Source organism: Ruania alba, from assembly GCF_900105765.1.
Lineage (GTDB): Bacteria > Actinomycetota > Actinomycetes > Actinomycetales > Beutenbergiaceae > Ruania > Ruania alba.
In genome coordinates this window covers 399,251-419,418 of the sequence record NZ_FNTX01000001.1, presented here as the reverse complement: position 1 = coordinate 419,418, position 20,168 = coordinate 399,251, and the positions used below count along the sequence as shown (strand labels likewise).

General features: G+C 70.1%; 13 protein-coding genes and 1 pseudogene. All 14 read right to left on the bottom strand.

What is annotated here, in order from left to right:
- Positions 1-10: 10 nt before the first annotated feature.
- The gene (locus BLU77_RS01900; protein WP_089771447.1) at positions 11-1,687 is read right to left on the bottom strand and encodes a GMC family oxidoreductase; all 1,677 of its coding nucleotides are present in this window, start codon (positions 1,685-1,687) and stop codon (positions 11-13) included.
- Positions 1,684-3,273: an acyl CoA:acetate/3-ketoacid CoA transferase gene (locus BLU77_RS01895; RefSeq protein WP_089771446.1), complete on the bottom strand. Its 1,590-nt coding sequence runs from the start codon at positions 3,271-3,273 to the stop codon at positions 1,684-1,686. Before BLU77_RS01895 ends, BLU77_RS01900 begins: the two co-directional genes overlap by 4 nt.
- On the bottom strand, positions 3,270-4,055 hold the full coding sequence (locus BLU77_RS01890; RefSeq protein ID WP_089771445.1) for an SDR family oxidoreductase: 786 nt from the start codon (positions 4,053-4,055) through the stop codon (positions 3,270-3,272). Before BLU77_RS01890 ends, BLU77_RS01895 begins: the two co-directional genes overlap by 4 nt.
- Positions 4,052-5,601 (bottom strand): annotated as a pseudogene (locus BLU77_RS22490) (aldehyde dehydrogenase family protein). The gene BLU77_RS01890 and the pseudogene BLU77_RS22490 overlap by 4 nt, the downstream one beginning before the upstream one ends.
- Positions 5,598-6,356 carry an enoyl-CoA hydratase/isomerase family protein gene (locus BLU77_RS01875; protein ID WP_089771442.1) on the bottom strand — a complete coding sequence of 253 codons (759 nt, stop codon included), beginning with the start codon at positions 6,354-6,356 and terminating at the stop codon, positions 5,598-5,600. Before BLU77_RS01875 ends, BLU77_RS22490 begins: the two are co-directional and overlap by 4 nt.
- A gap of 85 nt (positions 6,357-6,441) precedes the next feature.
- Positions 6,442-7,452 carry an ABC transporter permease gene (locus tag BLU77_RS01870; RefSeq protein ID WP_089771441.1) on the bottom strand — a complete coding sequence of 337 codons (1,011 nt, stop codon included), beginning with the start codon at positions 7,450-7,452 and terminating at the stop codon, positions 6,442-6,444.
- 7 nt (positions 7,453-7,459) lie between these two features.
- On the bottom strand, positions 7,460-8,959 hold the full coding sequence (locus BLU77_RS01865; protein ID WP_089771440.1) for a sugar ABC transporter ATP-binding protein: 1,500 nt from the start codon (positions 8,957-8,959) through the stop codon (positions 7,460-7,462).
- On the bottom strand, positions 8,956-10,038 hold the full coding sequence (locus BLU77_RS01860) for a sugar ABC transporter substrate-binding protein (RefSeq protein ID WP_089771439.1): 1,083 nt from the start codon (positions 10,036-10,038) through the stop codon (positions 8,956-8,958). The genes BLU77_RS01865 and BLU77_RS01860 overlap by 4 nt, the downstream gene beginning before the upstream one ends.
- A gap of 110 nt (positions 10,039-10,148) precedes the next feature.
- On the bottom strand, positions 10,149-11,171 hold the full coding sequence (locus tag BLU77_RS01855) for a LacI family DNA-binding transcriptional regulator (RefSeq protein ID WP_139177543.1): 1,023 nt from the start codon (positions 11,169-11,171) through the stop codon (positions 10,149-10,151).
- Between the two features lie 102 nt (positions 11,172-11,273).
- Positions 11,274-13,202 (bottom strand): cell division protein PerM, encoded by a 1,929-nt coding sequence (locus tag BLU77_RS01850; RefSeq protein ID WP_139177540.1) that lies wholly within the window; start codon positions 13,200-13,202, stop codon positions 11,274-11,276.
- Between the two features lie 123 nt (positions 13,203-13,325).
- The gene (gene sucD / locus BLU77_RS01845; RefSeq protein ID WP_089771436.1) at positions 13,326-14,219 is read right to left on the bottom strand and encodes a succinate--CoA ligase subunit alpha; all 894 of its coding nucleotides are present in this window, start codon (positions 14,217-14,219) and stop codon (positions 13,326-13,328) included.
- A gap of 27 nt (positions 14,220-14,246) precedes the next feature.
- Positions 14,247-15,422 carry an ADP-forming succinate--CoA ligase subunit beta gene (gene sucC, locus BLU77_RS01840; protein WP_089771435.1) on the bottom strand — a complete coding sequence of 392 codons (1,176 nt, stop codon included), beginning with the start codon at positions 15,420-15,422 and terminating at the stop codon, positions 14,247-14,249.
- A gap of 248 nt (positions 15,423-15,670) precedes the next feature.
- Positions 15,671-17,545, bottom strand: a complete 1,875-nt coding sequence (locus tag BLU77_RS01835; RefSeq protein WP_175476905.1) for an acyltransferase family protein — start codon at positions 17,543-17,545, stop codon at positions 15,671-15,673.
- 86 nt (positions 17,546-17,631) lie between these two features.
- On the bottom strand, positions 17,632-20,130 hold the full coding sequence (pcrA, locus tag BLU77_RS01830) for a DNA helicase PcrA (RefSeq protein ID WP_089771433.1): 2,499 nt from the start codon (positions 20,128-20,130) through the stop codon (positions 17,632-17,634).
- Between the last annotated feature and the right edge of the window lie 38 nt (positions 20,131-20,168).

Genomic DNA, 20,168 nt, shown 5'->3' with positions numbered 1-20,168 from the left:
CACTGCCCCATCAGGCAGTGCGTGGCTGAGGACCGTCGATAGTGTTGCGCACCTGCGCGGCATCGGCCGTCGGCCCGGCCACCGGCCGGTCAGAGCCCAGCACCAGCGCCGCCCCCTTCTCCCCGATCATCATCGACGGCGCCTGTGTGTTGCCGCTGATGATGGTCGGCATGATCGAGGAGTCGATCACCCGCAGCCCCTGCACCCCACGCACGCGCAGCTGCGGGTCCACCACTGCCATGTCGTCGACGCCCATCTTGCAGGTGCCCACCGGGTGGTAGTCGGTCTTGCCCCACTGGGTGATGTAGTCCCGCAGCTCCTCGTCGGTGTCCACATCCGCCCCGGGCATGTCCTCGGCGGCGACGTACGGGGCGAATGCGGGCTGGGCGAGCACCTCTCGGATCCTTCGCAGGCCCGCCACCGACACCCGCCAGTCCTCTTCCTCGGCCAGGTAGTTCGGGTCCACCACGGGCGGCTCGGCCGGGTCAGCCGAGGTCAACCGCACCTCACCGCGACTCTTCGGCCGGATCGCGCAGGCGAGAATGGTGAACCCATGCCCGGTCACCTTCTCCGCGGTGCGGGAACCGTCCTTCCACTTCACCGTGACAGGGAGCATGTGCAGTTGGATGTCCGGCTGTGCCACGGATTCCTCGCTGCGCACGAAGGCACCCGCCTCGGTGACCGTGGCGGTGGCCGGCCCGGTCCGGAACAGCGTGTATTGGATGCCGTGCCGCAGCATCCGCAGCCCCCGGTCCTCACCGGTGTAGCTGACCGGTTGCGCAGCGTCGACGGTGATATACACCTCGAGCTGGTCGTGCAGGTTCTTCCCGACACCGGGAAGGTCATGCACCACCGGCACCCCGATCGACCGCAACTCCTCGGCCGGGCCGATCCCGGAGTGCAGCAGCAGCCGCGGCGAGTTGATCGCCCCGGCACTGACGATCACCTCACGCCGGGCGCGGGCGGTGACCACACGGCCACCGCGCCGGTACTCCACACCGGTGGCCACGCCGTCGGAGACCTGCACCCGCCGCACGTCCGCCCCGGTGAGCACGGTCAGGTTGGGGCGGGAGCGGACCGGCTTGAGGAACGCCGTCGCGGCACTCTCCCGGCGGGCCTTGCGCTGGGTGACCTGGTGGTAGAAGACGCCCGTCTGGTCGGCGCCGTTCGGGTCCGGTGTGAACGGGATCCCGGCCTGCTGGCACGAGCGGACGAAGGCACGCGAGAGCGGATTGTGCTGCACCTGGTCGGCCACGTTCAGCTCCCCGTCGGTGCCGTGGAAGGCGTCGGCGAGCCGCTCGTTGCGCTCGTGCGCGATGAAGTAGGGCAGCACGTCGTCATAGCCCCAGCCCTCGCACCCGGCATCCCGCCACCCGTCGTAGTCGCCACGGTTGCCGCGCACGTAGAGCATCGCGTTGATCGAGGTGGACCCGCCGAGCACCTTGCCCTGCGGGAGGAACATCGACCGGTCGGCCAGGTGGCGTTGCGGCGCGGTGTCGTAGATCCAGTTCATCGCGGTGCCCATCACCATGCCGAACCCGGCGGGGATCTTCACCAGCGGGTGCAGGTCCGCTCCCCCGGCCTCCAGCAGCAGCACCCGCGCCGCGGGGTCGGCACTGAGCCGGTTCGCGAGCACGCACCCGGCGGCGCCGGCTCCGACGATGACGTAGTCGTAAGTGGCAGTCATGGTGTGTCCGATCGGTCGAGGTCGTGGGCCAGGCCGAGCAGGTCGGGCCGGAAGATGTCAGTGGCCATGGGGGTCACGTCGCCGACCCCGACGGCGAAGGGCAGCTGGTCGAGCACGTCCCGTTGGGCGTCCACTCCGGGGGCCACCTCGACCAGTTCCAGGCCGGCGTCGGTGAGGGCGAACACCGCGCGTTCGGTCACGTACAGCACCCGCTGTCCACGACGCAGCGCCTCGGCGGCGCTGAAGGTGATCTGATCCACCGCCGTCACGAACTTGCGGTGCCGGCCCTCGGCGGCGATGGTGAGCGCCCCGTCGGCCGGGTGGGCCTGCAGGCCACCGGCGGTGAAGGTGCCGCAGAAGACCACGGTGGCAGCGTTCTGGCTGATGTTCACGAACCCGCCGGTGCCGATCACCCGGCCGCCGAACTTGGAGACGTTCACGTTGCCGACTGCGTCGATCTGGGCGAAGCCGAGGAAGGCGATGTCGAGACCGCCGCCGTCGTAGAAGTCGAACTGGGCGGGCTGGTCGAGGATGGCGGAGGGGTTCGTGGAGACCCCGAAGATCACCCCGCGTGCCGGGATTCCGCCCACCAGGCCCTGCTCGATGGTGAGGGTGAACCGGCCGGACACCCCCTCCTCGGCGGCCACGGAGGCGATCCCGTCGGCGATGCCGACGCCGAGGTTCACCACGTCCCCGGCACGGATCTCACGCACGGCCCGGCGTGCCACTACCTTGCGCTCGTCCAGGTCGAAGGCGGGCAGCGTGGACAGTGCCACGGTGAGCTCGCCGGAGAACCCGGGGTTGTAGTCGTGCGTGACCAGCTGGCGCTGGTCCGGGCAGGCCACCACATGGTCCACCAGGATGCCCGGGATCTCCACCGTGCGAGCGTCCAGGCTGCCCGCCTCGACGACGTACTTCACCTGGGCAATCACGGTGCCGCCCCGGTTGTGGGTGGCCTGGGCCATGGCGAGCATCTCCAGCCGGGCCGGTTCTTCTCCCATCGCGATGTTGCCGTGCTCGTCCGCGACGGTGCCGCGGATGAAGCAGACGTCGATGTCGAAGGAGGGGTAGAACAGCCACTCCCGCCCGGCTAGCTCCACGACCTCCACGTAGGTACCGAGGCTGCGGTCGTTGAGCCGGCCCGCCTCCACCCGCGGGTCACAGAAGGTGCCCAGGCCCACGTGGGTGAGCAAGCCGGGGCGCCCTGCGGCGATCTCCCGGTAGAGCTGGCTCATCACCCCTTGCGGGAAGTTGTACGCCTCGAACTCGCCGGCGGCGGCCATCCGGCTCATCTGCGGCGCCATCCCCCAGTTCCCGGCGATCACCCGGTCGGCCAGCCCAGGGTGAGCGAGATGGTCCATCCCACCGCCTGCCCGGTCCCCGATCCCGGTGGTGTGCACCAGAGTGAGCCCGGCCGGGTGGGTGGTGTTCCGGTAGTGCTTGCCGAGTGCGGCCAGCAGGGCGTCCGGTTCCAGCAGGCCGCCGCCAGAGCCGCCGATGGCGAGCGTCGCGCCGTCGGGCACGACGGCGGCCGCCTGCTCGGGAGTGAGGAAGGTGGGCCCGTTGGCTGTTCCACCGCGGGTCATGCCATCACCCCGCCACCGTTGAGGTGCAGCGTCTGCCCGTGCATGAGCTCGGCACCGGCGGAGGCGAGGAACACCACGGGTGCGACGATCTCCTCCGGTCGGCCGAGCCGTTGCAGCACCGCCCCGGCGGTGCGCTCACGCACCCACTCCGGGGTGGTGTGCGGCGCGGTCATCGGCGTCTCGATCGGCCCCGGGGCGATCGCGTTCACCCGGACGGCGGGCCCCACCTCCCGGGCCAGCGCCCGGGTCATCGAGACGATGCCGCCCTTGGCGGCACTGTAGGAGACATACTCGTGGGCCCCCTTGAAGGCCAGCTGGGACGCGACATTCACGATCACCCCTCGACCGGCTGCCAGCATCCCCGGCAGCACCTGCCGGGTGGCGATGAAGACGCCGTCCAGGTCGATGCTGAGGGTCTCCCGCCAGGCGGCCAGGTCCATCTCGGCGAACGTCTGCTGGCGCATCATCCCGGCGTTGTTCACCAGCACAGAGACGGCGCCGAGGTCGGTGGCGATCCGCTCCACCATGGCATCGGTCTCGTCCCAGTCGGTCAGGTCCGCCTCCACCACGGTGGTGCGGGCACCCGCCTCGGCCAGCTCCGCGGCGAGCGCCTCCGCCTCGCACCTCTCACCGAGATGGTGCACGGCCACGGCCGCTCCGGCCGCGGCGACCCCGGTGGTGATGGCCCGTCCGAGGCCGCCGAGACTGCCGGTCACCAGGGCGACCTCGCCGGCAAGGGGGCGCGGGTCCCAGCCCGAGCTGAGGGTCCAGGGGGTGGTCATCGGGTTGTCCCTCCGTACCAGGACGCCCCGGCTCCGCCGGTGCGCACCATCATCGTCTTCAGGGCGGTGAAGAACTCCATCCCCTCGCGGCCGAACTCGGGGGCGAAGCCACTGTCGCGGCGCCCACCCAGTGGCAGCTCGGGGTGGGAGTCGGTGGACCCGTTCACCCACACGGTGCCCACCCGCAGCCGGCCGGCCAGGTCGAAGGTGGCGTCCACGTCACGCCCCCACACCGAGGCGGCCAGACCGTAGGCCTGGGCGTTGGCACGCCCGGCCACCTCGTCGATGGTGTCGAAAGTCTGCACGGCGGTGACCGGGCCGAAGATCTCCTGGGAGATCGCCGGGTTGGTGTCGTCGTCGGTGCGCAGGATGGTGGGCTCCAGGAACGGACCGGCCGCCACCTCGGTGAGGGTCTGGGATCCTCCGGCCACCAGCTGAGCGCCGCCGTCGACGCCCTGCTGCACCATCCGGGTGACCTGGGCGAAGTGGTCGGCGGAGATCAGCGGGCCGAGCTCGGTGGCCTCGTCCCGTGGCTCGCCGAGGCGGATCTGCGCCGCCCGACGGGCAAGCTCGGCAGCGAGCTCGTCGGCGATGCCGCGCTGGGCGAGGATGCGGGATCCGGCCACACAGACCTGCCCTTGGTTGAAGTAGGCGCTGAACAGCAGCCCCTCGACCGTGGACTCCAGGTCGGCGGAGTCGAGCACCACCACCGGCGTCTTCCCGCCGGCCTCGATGGCCACCGGCTTGAGCCGCTGGGTGCCGGCGCTGCGGGCAATGGCGCGGCCCACCCCGGTGGACCCGGTGAAGCTGATGACGTCGGTGCTCGCCGATTCGACGATCCTCGCCCCGCCCTCGGCACCGGCGAGCACGACGCTCAGGGCGTCTGGGGCAGTCCGGCCTCGAGCAGGATCTCCGCGACGGCCAGGGCGCTCAGCGGGGTCAGCGGGCTGGGTTTGAGCACCACGGTGTTCCCGGCGGCCAGGGCGGGCGGTAGCTTCTGGCCGAGGATCCCGAGGGGGAAGTTCCAGGGGATGATCAGGCCGGCCACCCCGGCAGGTTCACGGACGGTCATGGCGAGCAGATCGGTGCTGATCCCGGACTCGGTGCGGCCGCCGACGGTGCGCGCCAGTCCGGCGAAGTACTCCAGGGAGTTCACCAGGGCGCCCACCTCGCCGCGGGCCTCCCGCACAGGTTTGCCGGTCTCCACCATGAGCAGGTCGGCCAGCCGGTCGGTGGCGGCCGCGGTCAGCTCGGCGGCGCGCCAGAGCACCCGGGCCCGGTCCCGGCCGGTGCTGCGCCCCCACGGTCCGTCGTCGAACCCGCGGCGCACAGCCGTGATGGCGGCGTCCACCTGCTCGGCGCCGAGCACCGCGGTGTGGAAGGTCAGGTGCCGGTCACCGGGGCTGGGGCGGGCCGTGGGCTCATCCGGGCCGGCGGCCGGGGTGCCGCCGATCAGGCTGCTCGCCACCGTCCGATCGTCCTGAACGTGAGCGGCGGCGCCGATCAGGTCGGCGAGCGTGACATCGGTGGGGAGGAGGGCGGTCATGACTGTGCTCCTTCAGTGGCGGAGGATCCCTGACGGCGTGCCAGGAAGGCGTCCTTGCGGGATCGGGACTGGGGGGTCTGGGAGGTGAACTGGGCGAGCAGACCGTCGATGGGCGCTGCTCCGGTGAGCGCCTTGGCCAGGGACACCGCGCGCGGGTCGGCCGCTCGGATCCGCCCCACCAGTGCAGTGACGGCGTGGTCGAGCCCGTCCGGCTCGACGACCTGGGTGACCAGGCCGATCTGCTCGGCGCGGGTGGCCTCGACCAGGTCGGCGGTGAACAGAAGCTCGCGGGCGCGCACCGCTCCCACGGTGTGCATCAGGCGGGTGATCCCGCCATAGGCGGGCAGGTTCGCCAGGGTCGCCTCCGGCAACCCCAGCCGCGCGCGGGTGGTGGCAATACGCAGGTCGCAGGCCAGCGCCAGCTCGAGCCCGCCGCCGGCGGCCACCCCGTCGATCACGGCGATCGTCGGCATCGGCGCCTCGGCGAGCGCTGCGAAGGCGTCCACCCCGGCGCGGGACATCCGGTGCGCGTCCTGCTCACTGGGTGCGGCCCACTCAGTCAGGTCGGCCCCCGCGCTGAAGTGCCGGCCGCTGGACCGGACCAGGATCACCTCGACCCCAGCAACGGTCAGCTCCCGCACACCGTCACCGAGGGCGGTGATCATCTCGGTGGACAGGGCGTTCAGCTTCTCCGGACGGTCCAGGACGAGGTGCCCGACGCCGTCGGTGTGGTGGACGTCAACGGTGCCGCTCATGCGGTCCTCCTTCTGCCTGACCACTGCGGTGCCTCACTCCGGTACACCTCGTCCCTCGGCGTCCCTACATGGGGGCTCCTCGCGCTCATGCGGTCCGCTCCCGGCGCGCGATCCGGTCTACCAGCAGGGCGATGATGATCGCCGCACCGACGGCAACCTGCTGGTAGAACGCCTGCACGTTCAGTGCGGTCAGCCCGGCGGTGAGGGTGGCGATCAGGACGGCGCCGAACAGGGCGCCGAACATGCTGCCCTCCCCACCGGAGAGCTTGGTGCCTCCCATCACCGTGGCGGCGATCGCCGTCAGGAGCAGGTCCGCCCCGATGGTGGGGTCGGCGGCGCCCAGGCGGGCCACCAGGATCGCGCCGGCGAGGCCCGCTCCGGCGCCGGAGAGCACGTAGGCGCCGGTGGTGATGCCCTTGACGTTGATGCCGGCGAGGCGTGCGGTCTGAGCGCTACCGCCGACGGCGATCAGGTACTCCCCGAACCGGGTGAACTTCATCACCAGGGCGCTGCCCACGGCGAACGCGATCACCAGCACGATGGGGATCGGCACCCCGACCATCCGCCCGGCCAGCAGGTCCTTGAACAGTTGCGGGATGTCGTAGACGGCGCGGCCGCCGGCGATGATCAGCGCGACACCCGAGTAGATGCTCATCGTGCCGAGAGTCACCACGAACGGGGTGATCCCGGTGAGGGTGATCAGCAGTCCGTTCGCGAGCCCGGCGAGCGCGCCGACGGCGATACCACCGAGGATCGCCACCGGTGCGGGCATGGAGTGGGCGAACATCCCGGCGCTGATCGCCGAGACGGCCACGATCGAACCGATGGAGAGGTCGATGCCGCCGGTGAGCAGCACGTACGTCTGCCCGATCGCCATCACCCCGACCACGGAGGCCTGCAGCAGGATCGCGACCATGTTGTCCCCGGAGCCGAACGAGGGCCGGGCGATGGTGAAGGCGACGAACAGGATGATGATCACGGCGACCAGTCCGGCGCCGCGCGCGGCCGAGCGGATCCGGTCGGCCCAGGAGACCCCGCCGAGGAGGTCCGGGAGGGCGCCGTCGACGTCGGGCGCCGTCTGTGTGGTGGCGTTCATGTCAGTCCTAACCCGCCGCGTGCGCGACGACAGATTCCTCGGTGGCCTCGTGGCGATCCAGATCGGCGACGATGCGGCCGCGCCGCATCACCAGGATCCGATCGCTCATGCCGAGCACCTCGGGAAGGTCGGAGGAGATCATCAGGACGGCCTTGCCGTCGTCGGCGAGCCGGCGCATCAGCCGGTGGATCTCGCCCTTGGCACCGACGTCGATACCCCGCGTCGGTTCGTCGAAGATGTACACATCGGAATCGGTGAGCAGCCACCGCCCGACGACGATCTTCTGCTGGTTACCGCCGCTGAGGGAGCCGGCCTTGCCACGAACCGGGGTCTTGCTCCCGAGCCTGGTCATCACGTCGGCAGCAACGTGCCGCTGCTTATTCCGATCGAGCATGCCCCATCGCCCGGGTGGAGCGGGCAGGGTCACGTTCGCCGCGATGGACATGTGCAACCCGAGTCCCTGGCTCTTCCGATCCTCGGGCAGGTAGGCGATGCCCGCGTCGATCGCCTGCCGAGGGTGGGAGATCTGGTGCTTCCGGCCGGCCACCCGGACCTGCTGCGACCGGGACCGGAGCGCGCCGATCAGCCCGAGCGCGAGCTCGGTGCGTCCGGCGCCCACCATCCCGGCCATGCCGACGATCTCGCCGCGACGCACCGTGAGGGAGACCTGGTGCACCAGCCCCGGTACGGAGAGCGACTCGATCTCCAGGCCGGGCTCACCCGGCTCGGCGGTGCCGTGCAGACCAAGGGCGTCCAGCTCGCGGCCGACCATCAGCCGGATCAGGTGGTCCTCACCGGTGATCTCGCTGCGGGCGAGCTCGTCGATCGTGCTCCCGTCCCGCAGCACGGTGACACGGTCCGCGAGGTCGAGCACCTCCGGGAGCCGGTGCGAGACGTACACGATCGCGCACCCGGAGCTGCGCAGCTGGCGGATCACCTCGAAGAGCTGGTCGGACTCGTGCGTGGTGAGGGACGCCGTCGGCTCGTCCATGATGATCAGCCGGGCACCAGCGGCCACCGCTCGGGCGAGCTCGACCAGCTGCTGCTGGGCCACGCTGAGCCGCCCGACCGGGACGGCGGCCGAGGCGGAGAAGCCCAGCTTGGCGAGCGCGGGTACTGCCTCGCGGCGCGCCCGCCGCCAGTCGATCCACCCGGCGCTGCCGGCCTCCCGGCCGAGCACCACGTTCTGGATCGCGTTCAGCTGCGGGATCAGGCTGAGCTCCTGGTGCACCATCGCGATCCCACGGTCGATCGCGTCACCTGGGCGGGCGAGCTGGACCTCCTCGCCCTCGAAGGCGATCGTCCCGGAATCGGGGCGGTGCGCGCCGAACAATGCCTTCAGCAGCGTGGACTTGCCGGCCCCGTTCTCGCCGAGGAGCGCGTGCACCTCCCCCGGGAAGACCCGCAGGGACACCCCGTCCAGGGCGCGCACGCCGGGGTAGGTCTTGACCAGGTCACGCGCCTCGAGCAACGGTGTGACGGCGGGCGCATCAGTGGTGACACTCACTCGTAGAGTCCTTCGACGACGAGGCCGTCCTCGGTGTAGAACTCGTCCACATTCTCGGCGTCGATCAGCTGCGCGGGGGCCACCACCCAGGGCGCCACCTCCTCGCCGCGTAGCATCCGGACCGCGGCCTCCACGGCCCAGTAGCCCTCGTAGTACGGCAGGGGGCTCACGGTGGCCTCGATGGAGCCACTGCGCACGCCGCTGATCGCCTCCGGGACGCCGTCGGTGCCGACGATGGTGATCTGGTCGGTCAAGCCCGCCTCGGCTACCGCCTGCGCCACACCGATCGCCATGGTGTCGTTGTTGGCGTAGATACCCACCAGGTCCGGGTGCTGCTGCAGGATCTGGTTGGTGGCGGCGAACGCCTCGTCCGCGCTCCAGTTCCCGGGGACACTCGCCACTAGCTCGAGATCGTCGTGCGCCTCCACACCCTCGGTGTATCCGGCGATGCGCAACGTCGCGGCGCTGGAGCCAGCCTGTCCCTCGATCTGGGCGACCGGGCCGCCGTCGGGGTTGGCCTGCGCGATGTAGTCGGCGGCCTGGGTGCCGTTCAGGGTGTGGTCGGGGCCGACATAGACGGTGCCGGCGATGCGCGCATCGTCCACGTTCACGATCGGTGCACCCTGGTCCATGATCGTCTCGATCGCCGGGGTGAGGTTCGACGTGCTCTCCGGAGCCAGGATGTAAGCGTCATACCCCTGGTTCACCATCGTCTGGGCGATGGTGAGCTGCTCATTCTGAGCACTCTCCGAGCTGGCAGCCTGCAAGGTGACGTCGACGTCGAAGTCCTCAGCGGCCGCGTTCACGCCGAGTTCGATGCCCTGCCAGTACTGGTTGGTGAGGGCCTTGAGCACGACGGCGATCGTCTCGCCGGAGCCATCCGGCACCGGGCCGCCGGCCGCCAGTTCCACGCCCTCGACGGTGTCGATGCCGTCCTGGTCACTGGTGTAGGTGTAGGCGGACTCCGCCCCGTCGTCGGCACCGCCTCCGTTCGTACCGGCGTCCGCGCCGGTGCACCCGGCGGCCAGGGCCGTCACTGCCACGAGGGCACCTGCTGCCCACATTGTGCGCTGGTTCATGATCGAAGCTCCGTTCTGACAGCGTCGTCGCCGTCCTTGGCCCCGAGAGTATGATACCGGTTTCCTATCGCGCAAGTAGAGATCGCAGATTGGCCATACTCAGGTGCCGTTCAGCCTGCCGACGGCGCTCCTGTGGTGCCCCGAACACGCAGCACCGGCTGGTGCACCACCTCGCGCAGGTCGTCCTGCGCGGCGTCCTCCCTGGCTGCGAGACGGTCGAGCAACAGGCGGGCAGCATCCCGACCGATCACACCGGCCATCGAGTCGACCGTGGTCAACGAGATGAACGAGCTCGAGGCGAGGGCGATGTCGTCGAACCCGACGATCGATATATCGTCCGGGACGCTCAGCCCTCGGCTACGCACCAGGTCCATGGCACCGAGCGCCATGTTGTCATTGCCCACGAACACTGCTGTCGGCTGGGCCGCCCCGTCCAGAAGGGTGGCCATCGCCTCCGCACCGGCCTCGGTCGAGGACCCTGCCGCCACCACGATCAGCTCTTCCGCCGCCAAGCCATGCTGGGCGAGCGCGTCCCGGTGCCCGATCAACCGGTCCTGGAAGGGGACCACGTCCTGCGGCCCGGCGATGTGCGCGATCCGGGTGTGGCCCAGCTCGGCGAGGTGGTCCACAGCCATCCCGGCGCCGGCGTGGTTGTCCACGACGACGGTGTCGGTGACCAGGGTGGGCAGGTTCCGGCTGGCGAGGACGAGCCGGGTCCGCGAGCTCATCAGCGACTCGATCTCGGCTACCTGGAGGCGCGCTGAGCACATGATGACCCCGTCCACCTGGCGACGGATCATCGATCGAACGATGGCCCGCTCCCGCTCCGGGTCCGAACCGGTGCTGCCGAGCACCACCGTGTACCCAGCCGGTTCCACAGCCTCCTGCACGCCCGCCACGAGGTCGGGGTAGAACGGGTTCCGGATGTCAGCTGCTACCAGCCCGATCGTCATGGTGCGGTGCTGGGTGAGGCCGCGGGCGATGACGCTCGGTTCGAAGTCCAGCTCCCGGATCGCCGCCTCGATCAGCTCGCGCGTCTCTGCGGCCACGTAGTACCCGGCGGACGAGTTCAAGTACTTCGAGACGGTGCTCTTGGTGACGCCCGCACGCCGCGCGACGTCACTGATCGTCACGCGCGCCACCGTCCCTCTGACTCGCCCTCGCGACCCTGCTTCCACCCAGTCCTCCCTCGTCGTGGGCCGCCCGTACACCGGCCCGACGGTGATGGAACCTTCTCACATCGTTACCGGTCGAACCGTCGGGAAGCACCTGGCCGAGGGCATCTGAAAGAATCTCCCGCAGAGACGACCACGAGGAGCGCAGTGCCCAACCCGTACGCCCCGCCGGACCCGAACGCACCCCCGCCGCCGAAGCGCGAGTGGCCAGACCGGGACGCCGAGAAGCGCCACCACGCGGAGCAGGGCGACCAGAGCAAGAACGAGCCACCGAGGAAAGGCGACGGCGGGGAGCGGCGCACCCCGACCCCGGAGGAGGCCCGCGCGGCGAGCAAGTCCATCCTCACCTTCGGTGTGATGATGCTCTGCGGTCTGCTCGCCCTCCAGTGGCCGATCCCCTGGCAGCTCGCGGCGCCGGTCTTCTTCGGCGTGGCCACGGCACTGGGCATCCGCGCCCTGCTCGTCCACCGCCGGATCAATGGCCCCGGGTCCTTCTCTGTCTTCCTGATCCTGGGCGTAGGGATGGCCGGCGTGCTCACATTCAGCGCCCTCACCCCGCTGGCGCTCTGGGATGCCCAGGTCGAGCGTCAGGAGTGCCTGGACTCGGCGCTGACCCTGGCGGCAGAGCAGCGGTGCCAGGACGCCTACACCGAGGCACTCGAGGAACGTTTCAGCACCGAGTGAGCACCGGCGGTGCAACTGGAGCGGCCGCCGTTCAGTCGTCGACCGGCCGCCCGTGCACCTGCTCCCACCACGAGCCACCGGCTGCCCGAGCACGCTGAGCCAGCACCCCGAACGCACCGATCGTGCGAGTGTGCCCGAGCAGCACGAACACCGCTGCGGGCGCGCCCACCTGCCACAGCATCGCGACCCCCACGGCAATCGGGTCGGCGCCCACCTCGGCCATCCGTCCCGGGCCGGCCGAACCTGAGGCGACCAGCGTGAGCAGCGCCATCCCCCGGCGGCGAGCACCGCCGTCAGGATCACGGCCGCCACGGCGGCCCCCAGGGAACGCTCACGAAGCGCCCGCATCAACCACAGCCCCACCACTGCCCCAGCGACCAGTCCCACCAGGCCGAGCGCGGGCAGTTGGCCGGCCAGGTGGTCCGGTCCGGGTAGGCCACCGAGCACCGGCACCAGAGGCAGCGGACCAGCCTCCACCCCGCTCGGGGAGAACACCGTGCCCGCCCCCACCCAGAAGCCGGGTCCGAGCAGGAACGCGGCGGCGTAGACCACCAGGTTGGCCACCACCAGGAGCTGTGCCAGCACCAGCACCACCGCGCTCACCAGGTCCGGGCCCAACCCGTCGTGCAGCTCACGTACCTGATCGAGCTGAGTCACCAGCGCAGCCACCAGCACCGCTGTGGCCAACACCAGATGGACGGCGAGCGCGCGCCAGCCGGCCCGCACCGCGATCCTGCCCCACGCGGGTATCGTCCCGACGGCGGAGGTCACCCAGGCAGGGCGGGCTGCAGCGGGCAGCCCTACCGCCACCCCCAGCACAGCCACGACGAGAGCGCCGGCGATGGCGCGCGCCGCCCCGGGCACCCCGGCGAAAGCGACGAAGAGCACCGCGAGCAGCACGTAGATACCGGCGGCTATCGCGCCGGGTATCCATCCGGCCAGCCGGGCGCGGCGCACCGAGCCCGCCGTCAGGGCGATACCGAGCAGGGTGATGCCGAGCGGCACCAGGTTGATGGAGAGCTCTCCCACGCTGATGGCGGCACCGTGCCCGAGCAACCACGCGGCTGTGCCGATTCGGGCGGCCTCGAGCCATCCGGCCGAGCCGAGGGCGGGCGCGGAGGCGGTGGCCACATAGGCGGCGATCGCGGGCACCACCACCACGAGCCAGCTCAGCAGCGCCGCCTCGGCACCGGCGAGGAGACCACGCAGCGCCCCCTCGGGCAGGCGTAGCACCCGGTTGTTCGAGGCGTGCTCGACCACACGGGGGGCGATCCTGGGCGGCGCGGAGGCCGGAGGCGGAGTCATCGTCTCCATCGTGCGGCAACGGTGTGCTTCCGACTGGTCTGACACACCGAGCGCCGTCTGACCCACCGCGGGAGGTAGGTCAGACGGCGCTCAGTGTGTCAGTTGCCCGGCTGGGGTGAGGCGTCAGCCGGCGAGGAGCTGGCGGGCGAGCTCCGCCGTCTCGCTGGGGGTCTTGCCGACCTTGACGCCGACGGCCTCGAGCGCTTCCTTCTTGGCCTGCGCGGTGCCGGCGGAGCCGGAGACGATGGCGCCGGCGTGGCCCATGGTCTTGCCCTCCGGGGCGGTGAACCCGGCCACGTAGCCGACGACCGGCTTGGTGACATGGTCGGCGATGTAGGCGGCGGCACGCTCCTCGGCGTCCCCACCGATCTCACCGATCATCACGATGACCTTGGTCTGCGGGTCGTTCTCGAACGCCTCGAGAGCGTCGATGTGCGTGGTCCCGACCACCGGGTCACCACCGATGCCGATGGCCGTGGAGAACCCGTGGTCCTTCAGCTCGTACATCATCTGGTAGGTCAGCGTGCCGGACTTGGAGACCAGTCCGATCGGGCCGGCGCCGGTGATGGTGTGCGGGGTGATCCCGGCCAGGGACTCACCCGGAGTGATGATGCCGGGGCAGTTCGGGCCGATCATGCGGGTCTTCTTGCCCTCGAGGTAGGACCACACCTCGGCACTGTCCTGCACCGGGACCCCTTCGGTGATGACCACCATGAGTCCGATGCCGGCGTCGATGGCCTCGATGCAGGCGTCCTTGGTGAAGGCCGGCGGCACGAACAGTACGGAGACGTTCGCACCGGTCTCGGCCATCGCCTCGGCGACGGAGCCGAACACGGGCAAAACGACCTCGCTGCCAGTGTTGTCAGTGTGGCTCACCGTGGTGCCGGCCTTGCGCGCATTCACACCACCGACGATGTTCGCGCCCGATTCGAGCATCAGGGCGGTGTGCTTGGCACCCATCCCGCCGGTGATGCCCTGGACGATGATCTTCGAATCAGAGTTCAGGTAGATCGACATGTGTCAGAGTCTCTTTCCGCAGGTCTGTCAGGCGTTGGCCAGCTCGGCTGCCTTGTCGGCGCCGCCGTCCATGGTCTCGGCGAGGGTCACGAGCGGGTGGTTGCGCTCGGTGAGGATGGCGCGCCCCTTCTCGACACTGTTGCCGTCGAGGCGGACGACCAGAGGCTTCGTCGCAGCGTCACCGAGCAGGTCGAGGGCTCCGACGATGCCATTGGCGACCTCGTCACAGGCAGTGATTCCGCCGAAGACGTTCACGAACACGGACTTGACCTGCTCGTCGCCGAGGATGACGTCCAGACCCGCGGCCATCACCTGGGCGTTCGCGCCGCCGCCGATGTCGAGGAAGTTGGCGGGCTTGACCCCACCGTGGTTCTCCCCGGCGTAGGCGACCACGTCGAGGGTGGACATGACCAGACCCGCGCCGTTGCCGATGATGCCGACCTCGCCGTCGAGCTTGACGTAGTTGAGGTCGTTCTCAGCGGCCTTGGCCTCGAGCGGGTCGGCGGCCGCCTTGTCCTCGAGCTCGGCGTGCTCCGGGTGACGGAAGTCGGCATTGGCGTCCAGGGTGACCTTGCCGTCCAGGGCCACGATCTCCCCCGCACCGGCCTTCACCAGCGGGTTCACCTCGACGAGCGTGGCGTCCTCGGCGGAGAACACGGTCCACAGGGTGCGGATCACGTCAGCAACCTTGGGGGCGTCCTCGGCGGAGAACCCAGCGGCCTGAGCGATCTCGGCGGCCTTGGCCTCGTCCACGCCGACCTGCGGGTCCACGGCGACCTTGGCGAGCGCCTCGGGGCGCTCCACAGCGAGCTGCTCGATCTCCACGCCGCCCTCGACGCTGCACATCGCCAGGTAGCGACGCTCGGAGCGGTCGAGCAGGAGCGAGAAGTAGTACTCCTCGGCGATATCTGCGCCCGCGGCGATCATCACGCGGTGCACGGTGTGCCCCTTGATGTCCATGCCGAGGATCTGCCCGGCAAGCTCAGCGGCTTCGTCGGCGGACTTGGCGATCTTCACGCCGCCGGCCTTCCCGCGGCCGCCCACCTTCACCTGGGCCTTGACGACCACGACGCTGCTACCGGCTCCGAGGAGCTGCTCGGCCGCCGCCCGTGCTTCGTCCGGGGTTGTGGCGACAACGCCGCCCAGCACGGGTACACCATGCTTCTCGAAGAGATCTCGTGCCTGATACTCGAACAGGTCCACCTGCGCCTCGCCCTTCTCTCGTCACGCGATGAGATTTTGCCTCGACATCGAGACTTTTCCCGGCAACCCTACCGCGCCGTGCGCGTTCGGCGAGGCGCAGGTAAGCGCTATCCGCCAGGAACGGCGCCCGTGTGGGGAACCTCACGCGTGCGGGCGGCCGCTGGCTCCCCTCGGTGCGCTCTCACCACAGCTCACGAATCGCCATTCCCGCCGTCTCCCGGCACACACCTTCCCCAGCGCGCCGAGGCCTAACCGACTCCGAGCTCCTCCAGCGCTGCCTGCACGATGTCGGCGTACAGGTACATCCCCTCCATGTCCGGATGGATGCGGTCCGGCTGCAGGTCCTCGGGGTGGTCGAGCGCTGCCTGGTGCCAGTCTGCAATCACCACGTTCGGATAGTCGGCGGCGATCTCGGCGAGGTTCTCGTTCGACTCCTCCACCCAGAAGGAGGATCCGTAGATGTTCACCAAGACCACCTCCCGGTCCGGGCCGAGCAGATCGAGTGTCTCGCGCACGATCTCGGGCTCGCGGACACCGGCGTTGGTTCCTGCGGCGATCACCACCACATCGCGCACCGTGCCCTCGTCCAGGGCAGCCGCCACCGTCTCGGCGACTGCGGGCCACTGCCGGTTCGACTCGGCATCGATGGACATTCCCGGGAACGTGGCGCTCAGGCCTGGAGCGGCCACGTACATCATCGAGTCCCCGAACCCGCTGATCTGTGCCCCCGGCCCCTCGGCCGCACCATCGACGGTCTGGCCGCCGTCCGTCTCCGAGCTCTCACCGTCGGTCTCTCCGCTGCCGGTCTGCGGGCTCTCGGTACTCCCGGCCACGCTGCCCGACTCCCCACCGGAGGCCTCCACCACACCCGAGGCCTCATCCATCGCGATCTGCACCTGGGAACGGTCCGGAGCGGTGGCGACAGCCACCGCGAACAGGGCGAGGACCGCCGTCGTGCTCAGGAACGCCACCCGCGGCGGGGTGAGCCCACCGGGTGCGGTGAGTGCCGCCAGCACCCGGCGCCCGGTGGCGCGGAAGCCATCCCGACGCACGGGCATCTCGATCCACCGGTAGGAGGCGGCCGACACGGCAAGAGTGAGCACCAGGGCAGCCCCGCGCTGCACCCAGCTGGCCACCGAGTCCGGCGCCGTCGGCGGAGCGAAGGCGGCGATCAGCAAGATCACCGGCCAGTGCCACAGGTAGATGCCGTAGGAGCGCTCGCCGATCCACGCCACCGGGCGCAGCCGGAAGATCAGGTGCAACAGGTTCGTGGGCCCGGGCAGCGCGCCGAGCACGAGGGCGGTGAGCAGGGAGGCGGCAAGGATCCCGCCCCGGTAGGCCATCGGCTGGGTCGGGTCGAGTACCAGCATCAGGGCCACGAGGCCACCGAGCGCGCCGAGCGCGAGCAGCACCCGGGCGCGGCGGTACCAGGTCTGCGCGAGCAGGTTCCAGGACTCGCCGGCGGCACTGAGCGCAAGCGCGGCGCCGATCATCAGCCCGAACGCGTGGGTGTCGGTGCCGTAGTAGACGCGGGTGGCGTCCTCGCCCGGGGTGTACAGCAGCGCCATCAGGAGCGCGGAGGCGGCCGCCAGACCAAGCACCACCCCCACCCGTTGCCGGCCCGTGCGCGTGGTCGCCATGATCAGCACGAACAGCAGTGGCCAGAGCAAGTAGAACTGCTCCTCCACCGCCAGCGACCAGAAGTTCACGAACAGCTGGGGCGAGGTCGCGTTGAAGTAGCTGGACCCGGCGCTGATCTCGAGCCAGTTGTTGGAGAACGTGAGAGCCCCGACCACCTGCCGGCCGATGTTCACCAGCAGGTCGTCCCCGGCGAAGAACGCCAGCGCCACCGACGCCGCCACCACCGTGGCGAGGGCAGGCAGCAGTCGGCGGGCGCGCCGGGTCCAGAAGGCGGTCAGGTCGAGCTCGCGGTTCGCGCGCAGCTCACGCACCAGCAGGGTGGTGATCAGGAACCCGGAGACCACGAAGAAGACGTCCACACCCAGGTACCCGCCGGGCAGGCTGAGCGGACGCAGGTGGAAGATGAGCACCGCCACGATCGCGAGCGCGCGAACACCGTCGAGGCCCTCGATCCGCCCCCGATCCTGCGTTGCCGTGCTCACCATGGGTCCTCCCGCTGTCGATGCTCAGCGTAAGACAGCTCAGGGGCGTTCCACCGATCACACGCCGCACCCTCGCAGGTGACCGCTCAGAGCTTGGTGACCGGGGAGTAGCGCAGCAGCAGTCGCTTCACGCCACTGTCCCCGAAGTCGATCTTCGCGACGGCGTTGCTACCCGTTCCTTCCAGGGCCACCACCCGTCCCATCCCGTAGGCGTCGTGGGTGACACGGTCGCCGATGTCCAGCGTGGGAACGTCCCCGCGCGGGGTGGCTGAACCGAAGGTAGCGGGGCGTTCTCCGCGGGTGGTCGTCTGCACCGGCGCGGACGGGCCACGGGAACCGTGCCGCACCCGACCCGAGCGCGGGCCGCTGAACCCGGTCCCGCCGGCACGCAGAGTGGACATCGAGGACTCGGCGCGCTTCCAGTCGATCAGCTCCTCCGGAACGTCGGCCAGGAACCGGCTGGCCGGCAGCTCGTTCGGCAGGCCGAAGGTGGTCCGGACGGCGGCCCTGGTCAGGTACAGCCGCTGCCGCGCCCTGGTCAGGGCGACGTAGGCGAGGCGCCGTTCCTCGGCCAGCTCGGACGGGTCGGCGAGCGATCGCTGATGCGGGAAGGTACCGTCCTCCAGGCCAGTGACGAACACCATCGGGAACTCCAGGCCCTTGGCGGTGTGCACGGTCATCAGCGTGACCATGCCCTGATCGTCGTCGGGGATCTGATCGGCGTCGGCCACCAGCGAGACGCGTTCCAGGAAGTCGCCGAGATCCCCCTCGGGATCGGACTCGGAGAACTCAGCAGCCACCGCATGCAACTCGGCGAGGTTCTCCACCCGGGAGTGGTCCTGCGGGTCGCTGCTGGCGCGCAGCTCGGCCAGGTAGCCGGACCGGTCCAGCGCGGCGTCGAGCACATCGGCGGGACTGGCGTCTCCGGCGGCCAGCTCACGGAGCCCTGCCATCAGCTCGGCGAACGCGCGCGCGTTCGTCATGGACCGGGTGGCCAGGCCCAGCACATTGTCGAGGTCGTCGATCGCGGCGCCGAAGGAGACGCGCTCACGCTCGGCGTGCGCGGCGAGCATCGCCTCGGCGCGGTCCCCCAGCCCACGCTTGGGCACGTTCAGGATGCGGCGCAGGTTCACCGAGTCGTCCGGGTTGGCGATCGCGCGCAGGTAGGCGATCGCGTCCTTGATCTCCTTGCGCTCGTAGAAGCGCGTGCCGCCGACCACCTTGTACGGCAGCCCCACCCGGATGAGCACCTCTTCCAGGGCACGGGACTGCGCGTTGGTCCGGTAGAACACGGCGACGTCGCGAGGACTAAGCTCGCCGGCGTCGATCAGCCGGTCGATCTCCTCGGCGATGAACCGGGCTTCCTCGTGCTCGTTGTCGGCCACGTACCCGACGATCTGGGGTCCGGCACCGGAGTCGGTCCAGAGCTTCTTCGCCCGCCGCTCGGGGTTCTTCACGATCACCGCGTTCGCGGCGGACAGGATGGTCTGGGTGGACCGGTAGTTCTGCTCCAGCACGATGGTGCGCGCGTTCGGGTAGTCGGCCTCGAACTCGTCGATGTTGCGGATCGTGGCACCACGGAAGGCGTAGATGGACTGGTCCGAGTCGCCCACCACGGTCAGCTCGGCCGGCGGCACCGTGGCCAGGGCCCCCTCCTCGGCAACGGAACCTGCGCCGTCGGCAATCTCGGCCGTGACCCCGGTGAGCTCACGCACCAGCACGTACTGGGCATGGTTGGTGTCCTGGTACTCGTCCACCAGGATGTGCCGGAACCGGCGCCGGTAGTGCTCGGCCACCGCCGGGAATGCCTGCAGGAGGTTCACGGTGGACATGATGATGTCGTCGAAGTCGAGGGCGTGCGCCTGCCGGAGCCGCTCGTTGTAGAGGCGATAGGCGGCGGCGAGATTCTGCTCGAACGGGTTCGACTCGCTGACGGTGCCCGCGTAGTCGTCCGGGTCGATCAACTCGTTCTTCAGGTCCGAGACCCGGTGGCTGAAGGCCTTCGGCGGGAACCGTTTCGGGTCCAGGTCCAGCTCGCGGCACACCAGGGTCATCAGCCGCTGGGAGTCGGCCGCGTCGTAGATGGAGAACGACGAGCGGATCCCCAACGTCTTGGCCTCGCGCCGCAGGATGCGCACGCATGCCGAGTGGAAGGTGGAGACCCACATGGTGGCCGCGCGCGGGCCGACCAGCTCGGCCACCCGCTCGCGCATCTCCGCGGCCGCCTTGTTCGTGAAGGTGATCGCGAGGATCTGCCCCGGCCGGGCGCGACCGGTGGCGAGCAGGTGGGCGATCCGGTGCGTGAGCACCCGCGTCTTGCCCGAGCCTGCACCGGCGATGATGAGCAGCTGCCCGCCGGTGTGCTCCACCGCAGCCTTCTGCTGCGGGTTCAACCCGTCCAGCAAGGCTTCGGCAGCCAACGACGGCGGCCCCTCGCCGTCGGAGCGGGTGCCGGCTGCGTCATCGCTCATCTCTCCCACTGCACCGGTGCGCTCGCGCGCCGGCATCGAGGGGAGGTGCGAATCGCTGCCCTCGGGCACGGTCGCGGTCGGGAACAGCGGGAGATCGTCGAACAGTGAAGTCATGTCGAGACCGAGCCTAAGCGGTCGGACCGACATCTCCC